Source organism: Agrobacterium burrii, assembly GCF_017313405.1.
Classification (GTDB): Bacteria; Pseudomonadota; Alphaproteobacteria; order Rhizobiales; family Rhizobiaceae; genus Agrobacterium; species Agrobacterium burrii.
In genome coordinates this window covers 110843-130011 of sequence record NZ_JAFLNA010000019.1, presented here as the reverse complement: position 1 = coordinate 130011, position 19169 = coordinate 110843, and the positions used below count along the sequence as shown (strand labels likewise).

Here is a 19169-nt window from a genome sequence, read left to right as displayed (position 1 = left end):
CCCGCCTCGATCGGCTGGAGCTGTTCGGGATCGCCGACCAGAACGATCTTGGCGCCTGCCCTGACGACGGCATCAACAAAGCCAGCCATCTGTTTTGAGGCGACCATGCCGGCCTCGTCCATGACGAAGACGGTCTTGTCATCCAGGACATCTCGGCCGCTGCCCCAACGCAGTTCCCATGAGGAGAGCGTGCGGGAAACGATGCCTGCTTCCTTCTCCAGAGCTTCCGCCGCCTTTCCCGCAAGCGCGCCACCGACGACACGGTATCCGGCCAGTTCCCATGCCTCGTGCGCCGCCTTCATCATCGTGGTCTTGCCGGCGCCCGCGCGACCGACGACTGCCGAGATTCGCGCTGGACCGGCAATTCGCTCGATCGCGGTTTTCTGCTCTTCAGACAGCCGCTGATGCCGCTGGAACGTTGCATTCAGCGTCGCCTCAGGGACGGAATGCCCCTCCCGGTTCGACAGCCACATCGCCTGCCGCGCCACGGTAGCTTCCAGCCGGATCACCGCTCGCGTCGAGTAACGCGCCGGCAACTTCTCTCCGGTCGCGAAATCAATCGTTTCACGCTGCAGGCGCAAGACATCCGGGTTCAGGATGATCCTGATCAATAGTTGCTGGAAAACGGCGGGATCGTCGACATAGCGATGCAAAACCTTGGCGACATCGCGCTCGTCGAAGACGCTCTTCTCCCGCGTGATCAGGTCGAGCACGATGGCAGGATTCTTGACAATGCGGCGGGTGTTTTCGGCGCGGCGTTGCTCGTTCAGTTCGATCCGTTCCAGTTCGGGGCGGATACCTTGGCTCTCCGCCTTGCGTTCGATCGCTTTCGCCCCGACGCCGAGATGAATGGTGGGTTCAAGCTCGATGCCCTGCTTCTCATAAGAACGGCCGTCGATACGGAGATCGATGCCGCCGAGCACCAGATGATGGTTCAGCCGCTCGAACCACCCGTCCCTGAGAACGTTGAAGTCCTCTGTCGAGCCGGCCCATAGTTCGTAGAGGATTTTTCCCGTTTTCGTGCGGACCGGCTGCCCGTCCTTGTCAGCAACGGCAACCTTCTTCGACCCGAACCCGTCCTCGGTCAGCGGACGCAAGGTGGTCATCAGATGGATATGCGGATTGCCGGGATTGTCGTGATAAACCCAGTCCGCGACCATGCCTTTCGCAAGGATGTGCTTCTCGACAAAATCACGGACTAGGGCGATGTTCTGCTCGGCAGACAGTTCCAGCGGTAGCGCAATCGTCAGGTCACGGGCGAGCTGGGCATCCGAACGTTTCTCGAAAGCCTCGACCTTGTTCCAGAAAGCTTCCGACGCACCGGCGACAGAGCGGTCGGCGATCAGCGAACGAACCCATTTCGGGGCACCGGCTGGAAGCACAAACTCCTCATGCAGCAGACCCTGTTTGCGGGTGTAGTCGATGGTGCGGGCCTCCCGCTCGTAGTCCATCTTCGCGCAGTGCCGGTAGGCTGCGGACAGCACGACGCTGCGGCCGGAGCTGCGGCTGACGATACTGGCTGAGAAATGGGCGATGGCCACGGCGACGAATGCTCCTGGTTAAAACCATGTTCGTCGGGAGCGGCGGCGTAGCCGGGGCCGCTAGGGCTTTGAAGCAACACGTCGCACCGCGACGTATAATTGCGCCCTTGGAACCGCTCCTTCGGAACGGCGGGATCATCCACAAAAGCATCGCCTCTGGCGATCTGCAGATCTGCAGATTTCAATTCGGGCTCAACCGGGAGAATCTGGGCGTCGCAAGTCCAACACCCAACGAGTTCAAGGAAGCAACCGGAATGAAGAAGCCATCGTCCAGGATCAGGGAAGAAATCGCCAGATTGCAGGACCAGCTGAAACAGGCCGAAACACGCGAGGCCGAACGCATCGGCCGGATTGCGTTGAAGGCAGGACTTGGCGAGATCGAGATCGACGAGACAGAACTTCAGGCAACCTTAGAGGAGATCGCCAAACGGTTTCGCGGAGGCAAAGGTGCTGCTACCGGCAAGAAAAGCTCCGTTGACGGCCGAACCGGCGGCGAAACACCGGCGGCGTTCACGTCTGGCACGGATACGGGCAGCGCTGGCGAGGCTTGAGCGGATGGCGAAAGCGATGACGAGCGACGCGCGCAAGAAGGACACGCGCGAAAAAATCGAACTCGGCGGCCTGATCGTAAAGGCCGGGCTGCGCTACGAGAAACGCGCTCTTCTGCTCGGGCTACTGATCGATGCAAACAACCGGATCAAGGGCGACGACACAGAGAAGTCGCGCCTGACCGCGATCGGCGCGGAGGCATTTGGCGATGACAGCGAATAAGCTCCTTCTCCTGATACTCCCGGCGGCTATCATGGTCGCGGCGATGTTGATGACATTCGGAATGGAACATCGGCTGGCGGCGCTAGGCACATCCGCGCCGACGAAGCTGATGCTGGGACGCGCCGGCCTCGCCCTCCCCTATATCGCGGCTGCGGCAATCGGGGTCATGGCGTTGTTCGCCACCAACGGCTCTCCGAACATCAAAACCGCAGCCGCCAGCGTATTGGCTGGAAGTGGTGCAGTGATTGTTGTTGCGATCATGCGCGAAGCAATTCGACTGAAGGGTATCGCTGGCGACGTGGCAGCCGGACAATCGGTTCTGGCCTACACCGACCCGGCGACGATGATCGGAGCGGGCATCGCCTTTGTCAGTGGCGTCTTTGCTGTGCGCGTGGCGATCAAAGGTAATGCCGCGTTTGCGGCAGGCGGCCCACGGCGGATTGGTGGAAAGCGCGCGGTCCACGGCGAGGCGGACTGGATGAAGATGCCCGAAGCCGCAAAGCTCTTTCCCGAACCGGGCGGCATCGTCATCGGCGAGCGATACCGTGTCGATCGCGATGGCGTGGCGGCGATGCCGTTTCGCGCCAATGAACCGCCAAGCTGGGGCGCCGGCGGCAAGTCGCCGCTCTTATGCTTCGACGGTTCCTTCGGCTCATCGCATGGTATCGTCTTTGCCGGTTCCGGCGGCTTCAAGACGACCTCGGTGACGATACCGACCGCGCTTAAGTGGGGCAGCGGTCTCGTTGTGCTGGATCCGTCCAGCGAGGTCGCGCCGATGGTTTCCGAACATCGGCGTCAGGCCGGCCGCAAGGTGATCGTGCTTGATCCAACCGCGTCTGGTGTCGGCTTCAATGCGCTCGACTGGATCGGCCGGTTCGGTGGTACCAAGGAAGAAGATATCGTTGCGGTAGCCACGTGGATAATGACAGACAATGCACGCGCGGCTTCGGCACGCGACGACTTCTTCCGCGCGTCCGCCATGCAGCTCCTGACCGCGCTTATCGCCGACGTCTGCCTGTGGGGACATACCGACGCCAAGGACCAGACGCTGCGCCGTGTCCGCGCCAACCTCTCGGAGCCCGAGCCTAAACTGAGAGAACGGCTGACGCGAATCTACGAACAGTCTGACTCCACCTTTGTGCGCGAGAACGTTGCAGTCTTCGTTAACATGACGCCAGAGACCTTTTCTGGCGTGTATGCCAATGCGGTGAAAGAAACCCACTGGCTGTCGTATCCGAACTATGCAGCCCTGGTGTCCGGTGACAGTTTCTCGACCGACGAGCTCGCAAAGGGCGGAACGGATATTTTCATCGCGCTCGATCTCAAGGTTCTGGAGGCGCATCCCGGCTTGGCGCGAGTCATCATCGGCTCGCTGCTCAACGCGATCTATAACCGCAACGGCAATGTGAAGGGACGAACACTCTTCCTTCTCGATGAGGTGGCCCGTCTCGAATACCTGCGCATCCTGGAAACCGCCCGCGATGCCGGTCGCAAATATGGCATAACGCTGACGCTGATCTTCCAGTCGCTGGGCCAGATGCGCGAGGCTTATGGCGGGCGTGATGCGACGAGCAAATGGTTCGAATCCGCATCCTGGATTTCCTTTGCGGCGATCAACGATCCCGATACGGCCGACTACATCTCGAAGCGCTGCGGCGACACCACCGTCGAGGTCGACCAGACCAACAGATCGTCCGGAATGAAGGGATCGTCGCGGTCGCGGTCGAAGCAGTTGAGCCGCCGTCCACTGATCCTGCCGCATGAGGTTTTGCGCATGCGCGGCGACGAACAGATCGTCTTCACCTCGGGCAATGCACCCCTTCGATGCGGCCGCGCTATCTGGTTCCGGCGCGACGAGATGAAAGCCTGCGTCGGCGAGAACAGGTTCCATCCCGGCGCACCGACAGTAGCCGGTCCGGCGAAACCATGAGACCGATAAGGCTGTGTTTCGTGGCTGCTCTTGTGGCCATCGTCGTTATCGGCGTCCGCGCCAGAGGCGTGACCCTGCGCCGGTGGAACCGGCTTGCGAAAGGGGGCGTCACCGTAGGCGGAGACCGGCCACGGGCTCCGTGAGCTCAAGCGAGTAGCACCCGGCCGGCGAATGCCGGTTCGCTAACTGCCATCCATAACGGAAATGAATCGGAAGCGGTTCTTCGATTCATAAGTCTCGTTGGACGATAGCGTGAGCATCGCCGATCATGCGGCATGGGCACACACCACTACCAGCTTTATTGCCAGAGGATCGACGCCAACAGGAACATGGCCCGATATTACGCGCTTGCGATCCGGCCAACCCTTTTTGGAGAAACAGCCGTGGTGCGAAGCTGGGGACGGATCGGCAGTGCGGGCGGGGAGATGACCGAGGTCTTCGGCTCTGACAAAGACGCGATCTCACGCTTTCTCGAACTGGTGCTACTGAAGAGAAAAAGAGGCTATCAACCGGCAAGAAGCTGTGGAAACACTGGCAGGAGCGCGACTGCCCCGACATCGCCGCATGACAATGTCCGGATCGGCTGAAAAGGTTTTCCGTCTTTAACGAGGAAACCATAATGACGACAACCAATGAAATCGCCGACAAGATCGCATCCGAACAGAGCCTGACCAAGGCCCAGGCGAAAGCGATCGTCGAAACCGTCTTCGCTTCGATCACGACGGCAGCCACGTCCGGAGTGGAAACATCTATCCCCGGATTCGGCAAGTTCAAGATCAAGGATACGCCGGAGCGTGAGGCTCGCAATCCGGCCACCGGTGCCACCATCAAGGTCGCCGCTGCCAAGAAGCTGACGTTCCAGCCTGCCAAGGCACTGAAGGATGTCCTGAACAAGTGAGTTGCAACGGCGTAGGCTGAACCGTCAAGGGGAGCCGCTGAAGCGGCTCCCGGCGGAGTGTCATCGGCGCTGCTTACCGTCGCGTTCGAAGCTGATATCGACCTCGATGAAGAACGAGATTTTGATCGCAAGCTTCAGGGCGAGCTTGCCACCCCGGAAGAAGTGACAGATCACCTTTGCGAGGACGCGAAGTCGGCAGCCGGTGGCTGCGAGGAATTGTGCGAGACGTTTCATGCGGTTTCTCCTTGTCGATTGCGGTTATCGCGGGGAGAAGATGCAGACCGGAAAGGCAGGCTGCACCGGCTGGCCGGAACGACAGTGGAGGACCTTTTCGACACCGGAATTTTGGACCGCGAGGAGCCGCCAGCGGCGGGGGAAATTCTGGTGACAAAAGGTTGCTGCCTGGCTGCGTGGGATGCACGATCCCCGATAGTCGATGGCCGTCCTCGACAAGGACGCGGAGAAAGCATTGCGCCTCATGGCAATCGGACGGTGGTGCTGCATCGCGGCTGAATGCCGCCCTCAGAAGGGCGGCACGGCGTTGATGGAACCGTCCTGCTCGGCCATGATGACGGCCAGCTCGGCCAGAGCGAGCTCCAGCTCCGCAGCAATCTGGCGACGCTCGTCCGGATGGCACCAATTCATCTCGCGGCGCAGTTCTTCGATGTGTTGTTCCAGCAGCATCGTCATCTCCTTGACGTTTGAGAAAGATGACGCCGCGGGGCGTGAGGAAATGACGGGGTCAGGGATCGCGCCAGCGACCGCCGGAGGCGGCGAGTGGGGTGCCGGTTTTGTTGGAGCGAAGGGAACCGGAGCGGAAGCAAAATCGGGGGGCCATGCGAAGTCCTTGAGGCCGGCATTTGCTCACGGCACGATTGGTCACTCTGAGCAGACCCCACCACTCCGTAACGCGACCGGAAGAAGGAAGCGGGCTCGATGCCCGGTTCCTTCTTGATTTCAGCAAGGAAAAGCCCCGCCGTTTCCGGCAGGGCTTTCGTCTTTGATCAGGCGTCGCGCTTCGGGCGGTTCCAGACCAGCGTGTAGTCGCCTTCCTTCTCGGTCGGCCACAGGGCCGCGTTAATCGGGGCCGGAAAGCTCGGATCGTCAAGCTTGACCGAGATGTAGGGTTCGCCGTCGCCGGAAACCTGGCTCCAGGCGGCGCCGACTTCGGCCGCTCCGGACATGATCCGGAAATCGGGAGCGTCGCGGGAGGTGCGTTCGATCGGGTTCAGGCGGGCCTTCATGGAGACCGTCAGAGTGCGTACGTGGCCGAGGATGGTGTTGCCGTTGGTGGTGAACTCGCCGATGACTGCCATTGTCTTGATCCTTTCGGGTTGATCGGGCCGCGACCATCGCGTCCTCGATGACTGTCGAATTGATCGGGCACGATCGGACCGCACCCTCCGGGGTCCCCGTTGCGTGAGCGCAACGGGGTGGGCAAGGGCCGGAACATAGTGGAGGGCGGACGGGCACAGGCTTTTTGCTTCGCGATGCAAAGCGCGCTGGCGCGCGGCGGAAAAAGGCTGGGAACGGCCGTTGCGGAAAAACGATCGAGGCGCAGCCGGTTCTCGATCAGACATGTCAAATCGAGGTCGCGTTGGCCGCGCCGGATTTCTAAACCTCGATGGACCGCGTAATGGCGCTGATCGTCATCGGCAGAATTCACCACTGATAACGACAACTCTTCGAACTGCCGGCCCACTCTCGATCTCAACCGGCCTGCCGCCTTCCGGGCAGATGCATTGCGTCGTCGCCCTCTCGCACCGGTCATGCCCAAACTGCGGGCTGATCTGCTGCTGGAAGCCAATCCCGGTGATATCAAACTTGCAGGACACCGCAATGCTATCGGCGATCCTGCGTACTGCGTTGGCCAATTTGGAGCCGTTCCACCAGACCCGAGAGCCATAAATGCTGTTCGGAAATCCACCCGCGCGATGCCAGATCAATGATCGCTGCTCCATCTGCAGGCGGGCTTTCCCGGCCCGTCCCCTCGCGAACCCGCCGGAGAGATCAGAGCGACCATCACAAAAGAGGCGTTTTACCTCGACCAGAGGCAAACATCGCCGCTTGCTGAATGGCGGCAGGCGTTTCCTTCTGCCGCCGATGCGGTCAATCGTAGACCTGGGACCGTGATCGGAGCAACCAGAAGGGAAAACTCACGTTCATCATGCAGCCTCTCTGTCCTCAGCTGACACCGGCTGCAAGCTGTGCAGATAATTGACAGCGCGTTGCGCATGCGCAGCTGCCTGGAAGATCGCCCGCTTGTCATTGGCGAGCAGCGATAACCAGGAGGCCAGGTAACTTGCATGATCAGGACGTGGCTCAAGTTCCGGAACAATCGCGAGGTCAGCGCACAAGAAGCAACTACCAAGTTCCGCGACCAATTCCTCGCGGGCGCGTTCGCTCTTGTCCTTCGCATACCGGCTGAGGTCGCGTCCGACACGGGCCGGATGCGCCGTCCAATGGCAGCTTTCGTGACTGAGGGTTCCAACGTATGCAGCAGAATCCCTGAAGCTCTCGAACGGCGGCATCTGGATGATATCGCTGCCCGGCGAATAGAAGGCCTGATTACCGCCATGCCGGATGACCGCGCCGGTATTGCGGAAGAACGCGTCGGCATGACCGATGCGCTTGAACGGGCTCAGGACCGGTTCGGGTGCGCCATGATAGTGGTCAGGCAGGCCGTCGATTTGCGCCACGTTGAACACCGTGTACGATTTCAGGAACGGAATATTCCGTTCCACTTCGCTGCCATTGCCGTCGGTCTCAGTCTTGGTAAAGCGGCTTGCATAGATGACCGTCGTTCCGGTCTCGCCCTTACGGACCGAGGCGCCAAGTTGGAACGATTGTTTGAACGTCATCCATGTCGGAGAAGAATAACCCCGCGCCGTGCTCTCCGACCACAACAGGAGCACGTTGAGTCCACTATAGGCTTCGCCATTGTGCCGCAGCGGCCGGGTGATCCGTCCGGTCGTGTTTGTGGCCGACCACGGCTTCATCCACGGCCGGACGCCGTTTTCCAGATCCGCGACAATCTTGTCAGTGATCCTCGCATAGAGATCGGCGCGTTCGCCCTGCTCTTTTCTTTTCATATCCTTCAACCTTCGCTTTCGGAGGTCGCGACCGTCGCGACCCCGTCACGTCGGTCAAAAGCCGGGGAGATCAGGGATGAGCGCACGCGGAACGCGCCGCAACGTATGTGGAGGAGGGCGAAGCCCTTGCGCGAAACCATCGGCCCGGCAGACCGAAGACGGGACGGGGTAGCAATGGACAGATTACCCATCTTCGTACGCAGCCAAGGGCTTCGCCAGCGGGACCACTTTCTGCCGCACGGGAGCCGACGAAATCTTCGTGACGGCGCGGTCGAGGTTGAGACTTTCTGTCGACGCATTGACCGCCGCGTCCCGTCGTAGATCCGGCGCGCTGGCCAGCACGGGTCCCTGTGACTTCGAGCTGACCCTCGTCTACGTGAAACAGCGGGGCCGGAACCCCGCCGTGATGGCTGTTATTCGAAGGCTGACAGCTGGGCTGCGGCCGCCTTGCGGTCGAGCGTCTGGCCGGGATTTTCGACCGGCCGGTCGAAGGGCTTCCAGGTTTCGCCGACGACCTGCTCATAGGCTGCGACAGCGCCGACGGCCGCCATTCTGAGCGCATGTGCCTGGATGCCCATGTCGGCCGCGAATTCGCGTTTGCGCTGGGCGGCGCTGTCATAGCCGACCGGACCGTCGAGATCCTCGTCGCGGGCATCCGCAGCGCTCTTGGCGGTGGCGTCCCGCGCCTCGGTGACGGCGCGGGAGTAGAACTGGCCGGCGCCATGGGCCGATCCGACATAGGCGCCGACGATGCGCTGCAGATGGATCTGCATTGCCCGCTCGCCAAGCCCCTCGCAAAGAGCGGTGGCGGTCTCGACGATCAGGCGCTCGTGCATGTCACGGATGCCGTCGCTGTCGAGAATGGCGGTCCCGAAGCTCTCGGCGATCCGGAGCGCCTGGGTTTCATCGGGGCATGTGAGGCGGACCATTTCGAGGGTGGCGCCTTTGCGCAGCGGCACGACGCGGGCGGATGGGCGGGTTGATTGACGGGATTGGGTTGCGGGCTTTGCCATGGTGGTTTCCTTGTCTCTTCGCCGAAGCGTCGGCCCCCTGGCCGTTCTGTCCTTCGGTGCGGTCGAAAGGAACCGGCGAAAGCCGGGCGGTTCAGGGTCCGGGCAGGCCAGATCGAGCGAAGCGGGCATGCGGTCAAGCGGGGCTGCCCAAGCCCTTGCGAAGCCCGCGTGCCTGCTTTGTCGAGAGCGGCATGACCGGCCGCCCCGCGGCGCGACAGCGGCCTTGAACCGAACGGGCGCCGGTTCAGACCGCCACGAAACCGAAGGACGGAACAGCCAGGGAACAGATCCCGGATGCCGAAGAGGAGAGGAAACCAAGCAATGCCTGCGCCAGGCAAAGCCGACCCGCCCTCCGCCCGCGGCTTGCCCAGTCATCACAGGCGCCGGACATAACCGTCGGCTCGCACCCCCGTTTGACCAACGCTGCCAGGCAGAGGTGCACGGGCCCGCAATGACGCGATCGCCGCTTCCTGCCGCGCGAGCTTTCGTGAGAGTGCATCGATCTCCGGCTGACGCTCGGCGGTGATGGCGGCAAGATTGGTCCGATAGCGATTGAGGAACGCGTGCCGCTCAGGCGGTTTGCCGCGGCGATACCCGGGCCTGCGCCGGCCGAGCGACTGTATCAGGGCGGTCATCTTGCGGATGATCTGACGCTCGATCATGTCGATCTGATGCCGCGTCTGCCGGCAGGCATCTTCCATGCGCCGCAGTGCCATATGATGGTCGACCGAGGTCATGCCACATCCCTCCCCGTCCATGACGCGAAGCTCGATGGGCCTTCGTAAACCGCGCGCCGCGTCTCGTCGATGACGAAGCCGAAGCAGCCCGCCTTATAGTCCGCCGACGGCACCAGAAAGCGCCGCTCCTCGACGCCGTGGTCGCACCTGCCACCACGCGTGGCGATTACCTCCGTCATGCCAGGGTGATGGTCCGAGCGAAGCGCGGAGATCACGATCCAGTCGTTGGCATGTTGCTGCTCGAAGGCGCCTCGATCCTTTGTGTGGGATTCACCGGGTGCAAGGCGTGTCCCGGAAATTGTCTCCCACGCGTCGGGCTCCCAATCCTTGAGCGTCCGTGCCGCGCAACGCTGCTCGAACCTGGTGAACAGGTCGGGAAAGGCTACCGCGACAGCCGCCCAAGCGGAATCCTCCTCGTACCAACCGTCCTCCGACCGCAACATCGGATGGACTTGCGCATTGTGATTTCCGGAGAGCTTGAAGCCTCCATGTCCCGCCGTAGTGTGAGCAATCACACCTTCGGCATAGATGGTGGCGCCCTGCGACGGACCCCATGGTGTGTTGCAATGGATCCGCGCCGGTCTGCGCGCAAGGCGAACCAGTTCGCGGCTATGCTCGATCTGTTCAAGCATCCGCGCATGAAACGCCGGCTCATCCTCGATCCTGCCGTGATGAGAATAGAAGTCGCCCCGTGTGAGATCGACGAATGGTCGCGTGACGCGCCAGGCGGAGGCCAGAAAATACTGACCGTCGCGCGCCGGCACCATGGCGAAGACCAAGTCACCGACGCGAGCAACCGGCATTCCGTCCGCACTTCTTCCAAATTCAACCCCTGAACAATCAGGATTGGATGGACCGACCGTTTCAGGAGTGGAGTCCTTCATGCTGCGGTCCTCCCCTCGACGACATCGGCGGCGATCTCGTCCGCCGTCACGTCCTCCAGAACAGCGGACGGATAACCGTGTCGCGACAGCCATTCCTCCGCGGCTTGCCGATTCACAGCCAGATGGACGAGTTCGGCATGATCGCCGGCTCGGCCGAACACACGGCAACTGCCGATGCCAGGGCGTTCGACAACGCTGAAGGTGAGGCTGGTTTCCAGCGAAAACGTGCGGTGGATGCGAATGGTGATGACACCGCCGCCGCCAAAATCGCCTTCGTGCAGCGTAACGTTTGCCGGCAGGACGATGCTCCCGGCGGCGCGCGCGTCCTGCTTGCGGATCAGCCGGCCGGAGCTGTTGCTGGTCTTCCAGGCGGACAGCTTTTTGCGATGCCGTTCAGGCGGGCGAGGCGTTCCGTCGGACCATTTGAGGATGGAGCCGATCGGCGCCAGAAATGCGAGATGTGCCGTCATACTAATTCTCCATGAATTTTGTGGGGTGTTGGGAACAAAACCGCCGCCGATGGAGACCATCGGCGGCGGGACTTCATTCGGAGAAAAAATGGAAGCGGCTACTCCGCCGCGATCCCGTAAGCGTCCTGGTCCTCGTCCGGCTCGCCGGTCTCGGAACCATGATCGGACGTGCCGGGAAGATCGTCCTCAGCCTCGAAGGGATCGGCACCCTCTTCCTCAATGCGCTTTTCCTCGACGTCCGCCGTCCCGGTTTCGGCCTCGTCCTCATCGTCGACAGCCTCGCCGTGTTTGATCAGATCAACGATGTCCTGCCGGTCGGGAGCAAAGAGCGCGGAAGCGTGGATGAAGCGTTCCTGGCTGAAGTGATCGACCAGAGCCGCACGGGTCTCGCGCACTTTCTGGCGCGGAAGCACATTCGCCTCCTTTGCAGCCGCCTCGAGCGCCTGCCGCGACAGGCACAACAGAAAATCCTCCGAGCCCATGTTTGGCAGGAAGCTGTCGGCTCCGATCGCGTCTCCGGCGATTCGGGAAACCACACCACTGTTCGACATGCCGCGTCGGCATGACAGCACGTCGATCAGCATCGAGCGGGCGGCAACACGCACCGTCTCCATGTCGAAGGCGAGCTTGCCATCTTCGGAGAGCAGTTGGGCGGCATGGCGCCGGAAGTGCTTCGGCCCGTACACGCTGTCGCTGGCCCCGGAATCGACGCGGACGTTCTGTCCGACGAAGGCAAGGACGAGCAGAGCCATCAGCATGTCGTCCTCGATTGGCGCGCGGCCGAGTGCCTCATGCAGGGCATCGGTGCGGAAGTCGCCGATCATGTCCTGACCCTTCTGGGTGACGTCCGGGCGCGGCTTCGGTGCGTCGATGACCGGATTATCGACTGTTCCTCCCGCATCGTTACCGGCGGAAGCACCATCCTTGCCCTTCTTCTTGTCCTCGGGCATGCGGAAGGCGACGGACTGCACCTTGCCGTCACGGTCGAGATACATGGCGACATGATCGGACTTCGACGGCTTGCCGTAGATGCGCTCGGCCTTCTTCGGCAGTTCCGGCTGCCCCCAACTATTGACCTCGACAATCGCGCCTTTCTTCGGAAGATTACTGGTCATCCATTCCTGCTGGGCGCCGAGGAAGGCCTCGACATTGGTGGTGTAGCGGCTGTCCTGATCGGCCGGCGCGAACAGGTCCTCGACCCATTCGATGCCGTAGGCCTGAGCGAGATCATCGCCAAAACTCGCATCCTTCGCGAACATCCGCGTCTTCGAAAGCGCACGCGAGATGTTGTACCAGTCGGCGCGCTCAGCTTTTTTAGGCTTGTTGGCCTTCCAGACTTCCTTTTGTTCCTCGATCGACGCGGCGGCGATGGTTCGCAGCTGCTGCTCGTTCGGCATGTCACCGAGCGCCATATGGTCGAGCATGGCCGGCAGAACGTTGGCCAGAAGCCTGAGTTTGCGGATCTGGCGCACCGGCAGGGCGAGCGCCACGCCGATCGCTTCCTCGGTCCAGCCAAGGGCAACAAGCCGTTCGATGCCGCGCCACTGGTCGACAGGATTGAGCGGCTCACGGGCAATGTTCTCGACCATCGAGCGCATGGCGCCGTTGTCGTTGGCCGCCTCTCGGACGATCACGTCGATTTCCCCAAGACCTGCGGCAATCGCCTGGGCGACACGCCGGTGACCCGCCTGAATGATATAGCCATTTCCGCCGTCGGTTTCAGGCGCGACGATCGGCGGCTGGATGATGCCAACGGCCTTGACCGTCGCCAGCAACAGCGCATCGGCCTGCGGTGAAGATTTCGAGCGGCGCGCGTCATCGGGATTGTTCTTCAGCGCACGGGGATCGAGTTTGAGGATCTGCATGGGATTTGCTCCTTCCGGGTTTCGGGGCAGCGGATCGCCACCCCTTCCTGCCTTCACTTCTTTGCGAAGACACTTTCCGGACCGCGGAGCGGACGGACCGGCGCAACTGCCCCCGAGCGGCCCTGCCCGTCAGGGCGAGCGGGGCAAAGCCTTGCGAGAACGACGTGCTGGGTTGAGGAGGGAGCGGTTGAGCGACAGCGGCGACGAGACGGCCGATCTGCGAGAAGGGTTTCTTACTTTCTCTTCTTCCGGTTTTATTCCCGCTATTCACGACAAAATTGGTGATGCTGGGCGGCGTGAAGCTAGGTGTAGGCCGTGCAGCGGCATGGCCGACAGAGTGTTCGATATTGCTGAAAATGGAACCAGGGAGTTAGCTCAAATGCAAGAAATGCGGTGACACTCGTGAGACCACGGCTTCCCGACTGTCGAGCCGTAACGGAAGAACCGTCCGTTGAACCATCCTCTCACATTACGTGGCAAAGATGCTGAAACGCGGCAGTGAGGGGGTGAAAGTCGGGCTTAGCTTGGTTGCAGAAACTTGTCGCGAAATTCCGCATTTTGTGTCGTCGCAAATGTCAGACGCAAAACTGAAAAAGAAATCGGGAGTTTTGCAAAGAAGGAGAGCCACATGAAAACCGACTGGAATCTGATCCGGGAAATGATGGGTGCGGCGATCGATGCCTGTGAACGGATCGAGGCGGCCGGCTATTCTGAAAACGACCGAGACGCGACCATCGCGGTTGGAGGGCAGCAGGTCAGCGTTCACGATTTTCTTGTCAGTGCTTGGACACTACCGGAGAACCTTCGCTATCAGATCATCCGCGAGCGCCACGACCAAGCGGCAGACCTTCCCTACGTGCCAGAGGCGGCCCGCGTTCTCGTTGCCATGGCACAGGCAAGCGCGGAACTGATCAGCGCAGGCGATACATCCCCGGCGGGGGATGACATCCAAAAGCTGATTCAGTGGTTTGGAAATCATGCCGCGCCCGGTATCGAGCGAGCTATTGCCGATCGTCGCCGCGCTGTCGCGTAATTCCTAATATTCGCGACAAAATTGGCGGCGCTGAAAACACAGCCGAATTTCTGTCGCAAAAATCAGGTGCAAAAGTCAGACTTTCGCGACTGAGTTCTACGACAGTTTTCGCCCGATAGAGAATCCGTTCGATTTATGCGGGAACGAGCGTGCTTTTGCTCTGTTGTCGTCGCGCAGGCTGGGCCTGGTGAAGATAGACAGCGAACGTGTCCCAGGGCGGGGTGATGGAAAGTTGCCAAAGAACCCGGCCAACCTCGCCTCGGTGATAGCCTCCATGCAAGGCAACATGGGTCAGCATTTCCTCGCGGGTCATATAGCCCTTGTCGCCATCGGTGAAGGTGAAGGCCACAGCCTCGGAAAGCGTCGTGGGAGAGACCGTGCCAAGGTAGTCGAGATACCATTGGTCGGAGGACATGACGGCGGCCCGCAGTTCAACTAGCCCCGGCGTTTCTTCGAGATTATCCGACGTGAAGCCATGCGGAACGCCTTGCAGATGGCCGGCGAATATCCGAGAAACTACATAATAATGGCTGATCAGCCCGAGAGCGGTTCGCAGTTCCGCCCCATTTTTTTCGGGGTCAATGCTTTCCAGCTTATTGAATAAATCGACATTGGCCCAGGCGTGATAGCCGTAGAGTGTTTGGAGCAAGGTGCTCATTGCCACCGATCCTTTCGAGGTTTACAAATGTGAGCAAGTCTTTCACATTTTCTACGGGGATCGGTTTTTGTCTACTCGCATTGCAAAGCAGCAATCCGTGATGCGCAAGGAGCCACGACAGGCCCGTTCCCGCGCAACAGTGGAAACGATCGTTCAGGCCGGCGCTCGCATTCTAAGTGATGAAGGCTGGGCCGGTTTCACAACAAACAGGGTCGCGGAGCTGGCTGGCGTCAGCATCGGGTCCCTCTATCAGTATTTCCCCGACAAGCTCTCCTTGGTCGATGCGATCCGCCACCGCCATCTTGATGACAGCATGGCGGTCATGCGACGAGTCCGCCCGGACGCGGTATCGCCGGCAGAGTTCGCTGCGCAACTGGTTCGGGCCGTGGTCGCGGCACACAGCGCCTATCCGGGTCTGCACCGCGTGCTGCTAGACGAAGCTCCCAGCTTCGAAGAGTATCGAAACCCGCACAGCGAATTCGAGATTGAATATCTTGCCTACTACGCTGAGGCCGTTGCCACATACCGGAAGCGCCAGCCTAATCCGGACGATCATGTCGCCTCCCGCGTGATTTCGGACGCGATTGACGGGGTGATACATAATGCGGCTCGGCGTGGTGCCATCAATGACTTGGCGATGCAGAGAGAGCTGGTCCGCTTGATCACCCTGTACATCGGGGACTCCGGCTAGACTCGCGGAAATCAGGATTTCCGCGACAAAGGATTGTCGCGGAAGCTAACTTCCCGCGCATGTCACTTTCGCGATCGAAGCCATGAGGCGACCATTTCGATCTCGTTGGTAAGAACGCCGCCGCTATAGTTCTCTGGCAGCCGAGAGAGCTCTTCAACACTGTCCATCCCGGTCGAGAAATCGCCGCCATGATAGGGGCCGACAACGAACACGGTACTTCCAACTGAATCCATCCGATTTAGATAACGATCAGGCCAGCCCCAAAGCCACGGGGCCACGTTGATCGGGACGAGCACCACCGTTGAACGGCATTCGTCTGGCATCGCGCCCGTCCATCCATAAGCGATGTAACGCAGCAGGCATCCCTTTAGGGAAGCACGAGACATCGTTTTCAAGCCGGGAACTGCGGTGCGCAAGGCTGCGATCGGCCGATCCCCGCCATAAGCCATGACGGTTGCTCGTCGCTCCGGCGGAAGGGCATTCAGGAACGTCGCCAGTTTCGATCCTTCATCGGGATCGTTGCTCTTCACGTTGATCAGGAAGGGCCGGTCAGGAAAAGCCTGAAGCACTTCGGCAAGAGTCGGCATCATGCCGACATCGCTGCCTCTGAACGGATATGTCCTGCCACCATCGGCGGTGTAGCCGTAGCCTATGTCAAGTTTCTTGAGATCGGCCACGGAATGCTCGCGCGTGACGCCATGGCCGTCGGTGCGGCAATCCAGTGTCCAGTCGTGAAAGACCACGAATTGTCCATCTGTCGTGGGATGAACATCCAGCTCAACAATGTCAGCACCGACCTCGAAGCTTGCCCGCATGGAAGCAATCGTGTTCTCCAGATAACCGTGCTTCGGCGGCAGGATGCGGGAAGCTGTGCAGGTATCATTGGTGACCCCGGCTGGATCGAAACGTTGCGCGATTCCACGATGCGCGAGGACAAGCGGATCATCCCCATCTGGACGGCGCGTGAACAAATTCGTGTTGTTAAGAAAGATGAACGCGGAGAGAGCGATAATTACTATGAGGATATAGCGTAGAATTCTTCTCATAAATAACGTGTCTCTCTGTCAATAATGAGCCGGCCGGCACTTGCCTAACGACAGACGTGGCGCTTTCAAGGCGAGCTCCCCTATGTCGCAAATTCCCGCAACCTGCGACACATTTTGCGACCAATGTGTATTTCACTTATGCCATTCAGAGCTCTTCGCGCGGTTTTAGATTGTAGAAAAATTCATAGAGCGTATCGGCGACCTTCGCGATGCCGCGCGCATTGTTGCCTGTTCCGAATGGATCGGTCGCACGCTCCCAAAAATATACGGCATTGTTGCCCGGGTTCTTTCCATCCATCAGCAGATAGGCATGGCCCCCGTCTGCCGTGCCAAAAAATACCATCTGGGGCGTGAATTGGATTGGCCAATCACCGTCAGTACAAAACATGCGGTACATGGTTTCAAGGTGTTCCTTATCGGAAACGAGAACTTGGCTTTCATGTACAGACTTTGTGCCGTTGTCCCATGCGGCAACAAAATTTGCGTGGAGGTGTGGCTCGGCAAATCCGTTCCAGCCGTATCGCGTCAAAATCGCTCGAAGCTGATTGGGTATTGTTAGATTGGTTTTTCTTTCATAATCAGCAATGTCTGCCTCGCTCCATGGTTTGTCGTCAAAGCATTCCCAATCATTCGTCGATTGTAACTTTTCTATCGCTGCCTCTAATGTAATTGACATGGACTTTTCCTAACATCGTTTCTGTCGCGAAACTCCCGAGTTTTGCTCGATATGTTATTCCGACTTTTGCAGCGCTTCAAAATCAGGAGTTCTGCAACGGCATGGATGCTTCGATCAATCTCGTCCAGTAGGCGACCCCATAGGGGATCGCTGCATCGTTGAAGTCATAGGCGGGGTCATGCAGCCCCGCCGTGCTGCCGTTGCCAAGCAGCGCAATATTTCCAGGCCGTTGTTCGAGCATGAATGCGAAGTCTTCCGAGCCCACGAGCTGCGAGTGGTCGGGATCGACGGAATCCTCTCCCATAACGGTACGGGCAACCTTCACAGCCAACGCTGTTTCGGCTGGATGATTGACCACTGCGGGATACAGGTTTCTGAATGTCAATGTCGCAGTCGCCCCGTAGGACGCTGCGATACCCTCCGAAATGTCGATAATACGTCGATGCATGGTGTCTCGAACCTCCGGTTCGAACCAGCGGGCTAGGCCACGCAGCTCGCTCGATCCGACAAACGTTCCTCCGGGCTTTCCGCCTTGAAACGATCCGAAGGAGATCACGCCGCTTTTGAGCGGGTGGACGTTGCGCGCAATAACGGTTTGCAGGGCAATGAGGATGTTGGCGGCGGGAAGCAGCGCGTCAACGCCAGCCTGAGGACTAGCAGAATGGGCGCTCTTGCCATCGACCGCTATCTTGAAGCTCGCCACGGCAGCCCCAAACGGGCCGGTGCGGGTGGCAAAACGACCAACGTCCAGGCCCGGTTCGTTGTGAAGGGCGAATACCCTCTCGATCCCCCAGCGTGTCATCAAGTCGTCGTCGCACATCGCCTTCGCGCCGGCCTGTCCTTCCTCCGCTGGCTGGAAGATCAGAACGGCGGTGCCATCGAAGTTGCGTGTTTCTGCCAGCGCCTTTGCAGCACCCAGCAGCATCGCCGTGTGTCCGTCGTGCCCGCAAGCATGCATTCGGCCTTCCGTCGTAGAAGCGTAGGAAAGTCCTGTCGTTTCGTGAATAGGCAGCGCATCCATGTCGGCGCGTAGACCGACCACCCTGCCGGAAGAATGATTCCGGCCGTGGAGAACGCCAACAACGCCGCTCCTCCCAACCCCCTCGGTAACCTGATCGCAGCCAAAAGTGCGTAGCTTGTCGGCTACGAAGGATGCGGTGCGAGGGAGCTCGTAACCAAGCTCCGGGTTGGCATGCAGATCACGGCGCCAGGATATGATTTCGTCGTGCATGGATGCAGTCCCGTTTTATATCGACTGTCATTAAACGGCATGCTCCCGCCAAATGCAAAAATCTGCAACACCTCCGATGCAAAGGTTTATGAATCTCGCGGCAAAGGCTCCGGTCCCATCAAGGCATCGATGAAGGGAGCTTTTCGTGCAAGATATTCGCCAATACCGTCTCGATTGTCGGCCTCAAGTCGAAGTTTCAAATCCTGGTATTGCTGTCGGATAATGGGATCATTCCGCAAAAGGTCGCGAAAACGGAGCATTCGCTCTATCTGCCAATGCCCCTTGATACAGACGTGCACCTTATGTGTTCGCACACCATCGGCATCGCGACGGTAAAAATGGTGGCCTTCTGACAGGTCCTTTCCCCGGGCATAGCCCAAAGCTCGCATGGAATCGTCACAAGCAGTCCCATTTCGATGCTCTGAGACTTCAACCAGGAGATCGATTTCAGGTTTTGCGGCCAGGCCAGGGACGGCCGTACTCCCTACGTGATGAATCCCGTCAAGCTCGACACCGAAGCTTGGTGCAATCCGGTCTTTCTCAGCGGAAAATAGAGCACGCCACCGACTGTCATAGGGGGCGATTTCGCTGGTGAGCGCCACCTTGTGTCCTCCCAAATCCTAAAGTGGCCCG

General features: G+C 59.9%; 23 protein-coding genes. 8 read left to right on the top strand and 15 right to left on the bottom strand.

The features are described 5' to 3' along the window. On the bottom strand, positions 1–1541 hold a 1541-nt coding region (gene traA / locus JZX89_RS26550; RefSeq protein WP_207135897.1), incomplete at its 3' end, for a Ti-type conjugative transfer relaxase TraA. A 254-nt stretch (positions 1542–1795) separates the two neighbouring features. On the opposite strand from traA, the gene traC reads away from it, so the two are divergent. From traC to JZX89_RS26525, 5 genes are all read left to right on the top strand, one after another. Beyond that, complete coding sequence (gene traC, locus JZX89_RS26545; RefSeq protein ID WP_207135896.1) at positions 1796–2092, top strand: conjugal transfer protein TraC; 297 nt, start codon at positions 1796–1798, stop codon at positions 2090–2092. Between the two features lie 4 nt (positions 2093–2096). Then, positions 2097–2312, top strand: coding sequence for a type IV conjugative transfer system coupling protein TraD (gene traD / locus JZX89_RS26540; protein WP_168307480.1), 216 nt, complete (start codon positions 2097–2099; stop codon positions 2310–2312). Next, positions 2299–4242 carry a Ti-type conjugative transfer system protein TraG gene (traG, locus tag JZX89_RS26535; protein ID WP_207135895.1) on the top strand — a complete coding sequence of 648 codons (1944 nt, stop codon included), beginning with the start codon at positions 2299–2301 and terminating at the stop codon, positions 4240–4242. The genes traD and traG overlap by 14 nt, the downstream gene beginning before the upstream one ends. A gap of 275 nt (positions 4243–4517) precedes the next feature. Next, positions 4518–4829: a WGR domain-containing protein gene (locus tag JZX89_RS26530; RefSeq protein WP_207135894.1), complete on the top strand. Its 312-nt coding sequence runs from the start codon at positions 4518–4520 to the stop codon at positions 4827–4829. A gap of 32 nt (positions 4830–4861) precedes the next feature. Then, positions 4862–5140, top strand: a complete 279-nt coding sequence (locus JZX89_RS26525) for an HU family DNA-binding protein (RefSeq protein ID WP_207135893.1) — start codon at positions 4862–4864, stop codon at positions 5138–5140. A gap of 60 nt (positions 5141–5200) precedes the next feature. Here JZX89_RS26525 and JZX89_RS26520 read toward each other — a convergent pair whose 3' ends face one another. From JZX89_RS26520 to JZX89_RS26480, 9 genes are all read right to left on the bottom strand, one after another. Beyond that, entirely contained in the window at positions 5201–5374 is a 174-nt protein-coding gene (locus tag JZX89_RS26520) for a hypothetical protein (RefSeq protein WP_207135892.1), read from the bottom strand. Positions 5375–5662: 288 nt separating this feature from the next. Continuing rightward, positions 5663–5824, bottom strand: coding sequence for a hypothetical protein (locus tag JZX89_RS26515; protein ID WP_207135891.1), 162 nt, complete (start codon positions 5822–5824; stop codon positions 5663–5665). Between the two features lie 320 nt (positions 5825–6144). Then, a complete protein-coding gene (locus JZX89_RS26510) occupies positions 6145–6456 on the bottom strand; it encodes a DUF736 domain-containing protein (protein WP_087747416.1) in 312 nt (103 codons plus the stop codon). 849 nt (positions 6457–7305) lie between these two features. Then, a complete protein-coding gene (locus JZX89_RS26505; RefSeq protein ID WP_207135890.1) occupies positions 7306–8232 on the bottom strand; it encodes an ArdC family protein in 927 nt (308 codons plus the stop codon). Positions 8233–8645: 413 nt separating this feature from the next. Continuing rightward, positions 8646–9245: a hypothetical protein gene (locus tag JZX89_RS26500; RefSeq protein ID WP_207135889.1), complete on the bottom strand. Its 600-nt coding sequence runs from the start codon at positions 9243–9245 to the stop codon at positions 8646–8648. Positions 9246–9619: 374 nt separating this feature from the next. Continuing rightward, positions 9620–9982 carry a hypothetical protein gene (locus JZX89_RS26495; protein ID WP_207135888.1) on the bottom strand — a complete coding sequence of 121 codons (363 nt, stop codon included), beginning with the start codon at positions 9980–9982 and terminating at the stop codon, positions 9620–9622. Beyond that, positions 9979–10785: a DUF7007 domain-containing protein gene (locus JZX89_RS26490; RefSeq protein WP_246746811.1), complete on the bottom strand. Its 807-nt coding sequence runs from the start codon at positions 10783–10785 to the stop codon at positions 9979–9981. The genes JZX89_RS26495 and JZX89_RS26490 overlap by 4 nt, the downstream gene beginning before the upstream one ends. 77 nt (positions 10786–10862) lie before the next feature. Further along, positions 10863–11336, bottom strand: a complete 474-nt coding sequence (locus JZX89_RS26485) for a UCP036055 family protein (protein ID WP_207135886.1) — start codon at positions 11334–11336, stop codon at positions 10863–10865. 98 nt (positions 11337–11434) lie between these two features. Then, a complete protein-coding gene (locus JZX89_RS26480; protein WP_207135885.1) occupies positions 11435–13201 on the bottom strand; it encodes a ParB N-terminal domain-containing protein in 1767 nt (588 codons plus the stop codon). Between the two features lie 187 nt (positions 13202–13388). Between JZX89_RS26480 and JZX89_RS26475 the strand changes: the two genes are divergently transcribed. Both JZX89_RS26475 and JZX89_RS26470 read left to right on the top strand, forming a co-directional pair. Next, positions 13389–13598 (top strand): hypothetical protein, encoded by a 210-nt coding sequence (locus JZX89_RS26475; protein WP_207135884.1) that lies wholly within the window; start codon positions 13389–13391, stop codon positions 13596–13598. A 231-nt stretch (positions 13599–13829) separates the two neighbouring features. Continuing rightward, entirely contained in the window at positions 13830–14234 is a 405-nt protein-coding gene (locus JZX89_RS26470; protein ID WP_173998495.1) for a hypothetical protein, read from the top strand. 133 nt (positions 14235–14367) lie between these two features. On the opposite strand, the gene JZX89_RS26465 is transcribed toward JZX89_RS26470, so the two are convergent. Next, complete coding sequence (locus tag JZX89_RS26465; RefSeq protein WP_207135883.1) at positions 14368–14892, bottom strand: DinB family protein; 525 nt, start codon at positions 14890–14892, stop codon at positions 14368–14370. Between JZX89_RS26465 and JZX89_RS26460 the strand changes: the two genes are divergently transcribed. Further along, on the top strand, positions 14885–15583 hold the full coding sequence (locus tag JZX89_RS26460) for a TetR/AcrR family transcriptional regulator (RefSeq protein ID WP_369809621.1): 699 nt from the start codon (positions 14885–14887) through the stop codon (positions 15581–15583). The two genes, JZX89_RS26465 and JZX89_RS26460, sit on opposite strands and share 8 nt — an antisense overlap. Before the next feature lie 62 nt (positions 15584–15645). Here JZX89_RS26460 and JZX89_RS26455 read toward each other — a convergent pair whose 3' ends face one another. The 4 genes from JZX89_RS26455 to JZX89_RS26440 all read right to left on the bottom strand — a co-directional run bounded on the left by JZX89_RS26455 (position 15646) and on the right by JZX89_RS26440 (position 19138). Continuing rightward, entirely contained in the window at positions 15646–16629 is a 984-nt protein-coding gene (locus tag JZX89_RS26455; RefSeq protein ID WP_207135882.1) for a glycerophosphodiester phosphodiesterase family protein, read from the bottom strand. Between the two features lie 145 nt (positions 16630–16774). Further along, positions 16775–17305: an SMI1/KNR4 family protein gene (locus tag JZX89_RS26450; protein ID WP_207135881.1), complete on the bottom strand. Its 531-nt coding sequence runs from the start codon at positions 17303–17305 to the stop codon at positions 16775–16777. Between the two features lie 82 nt (positions 17306–17387). After that, positions 17388–18536 (bottom strand): amidohydrolase, encoded by a 1149-nt coding sequence (locus JZX89_RS26445; RefSeq protein WP_207135880.1) that lies wholly within the window; start codon positions 18534–18536, stop codon positions 17388–17390. Positions 18537–18622: 86 nt separating this feature from the next. Beyond that, on the bottom strand, positions 18623–19138 hold the full coding sequence (locus tag JZX89_RS26440; RefSeq protein WP_207135879.1) for a GrpB family protein: 516 nt from the start codon (positions 19136–19138) through the stop codon (positions 18623–18625). Positions 19139–19169 lie beyond the last annotated feature (31 nt).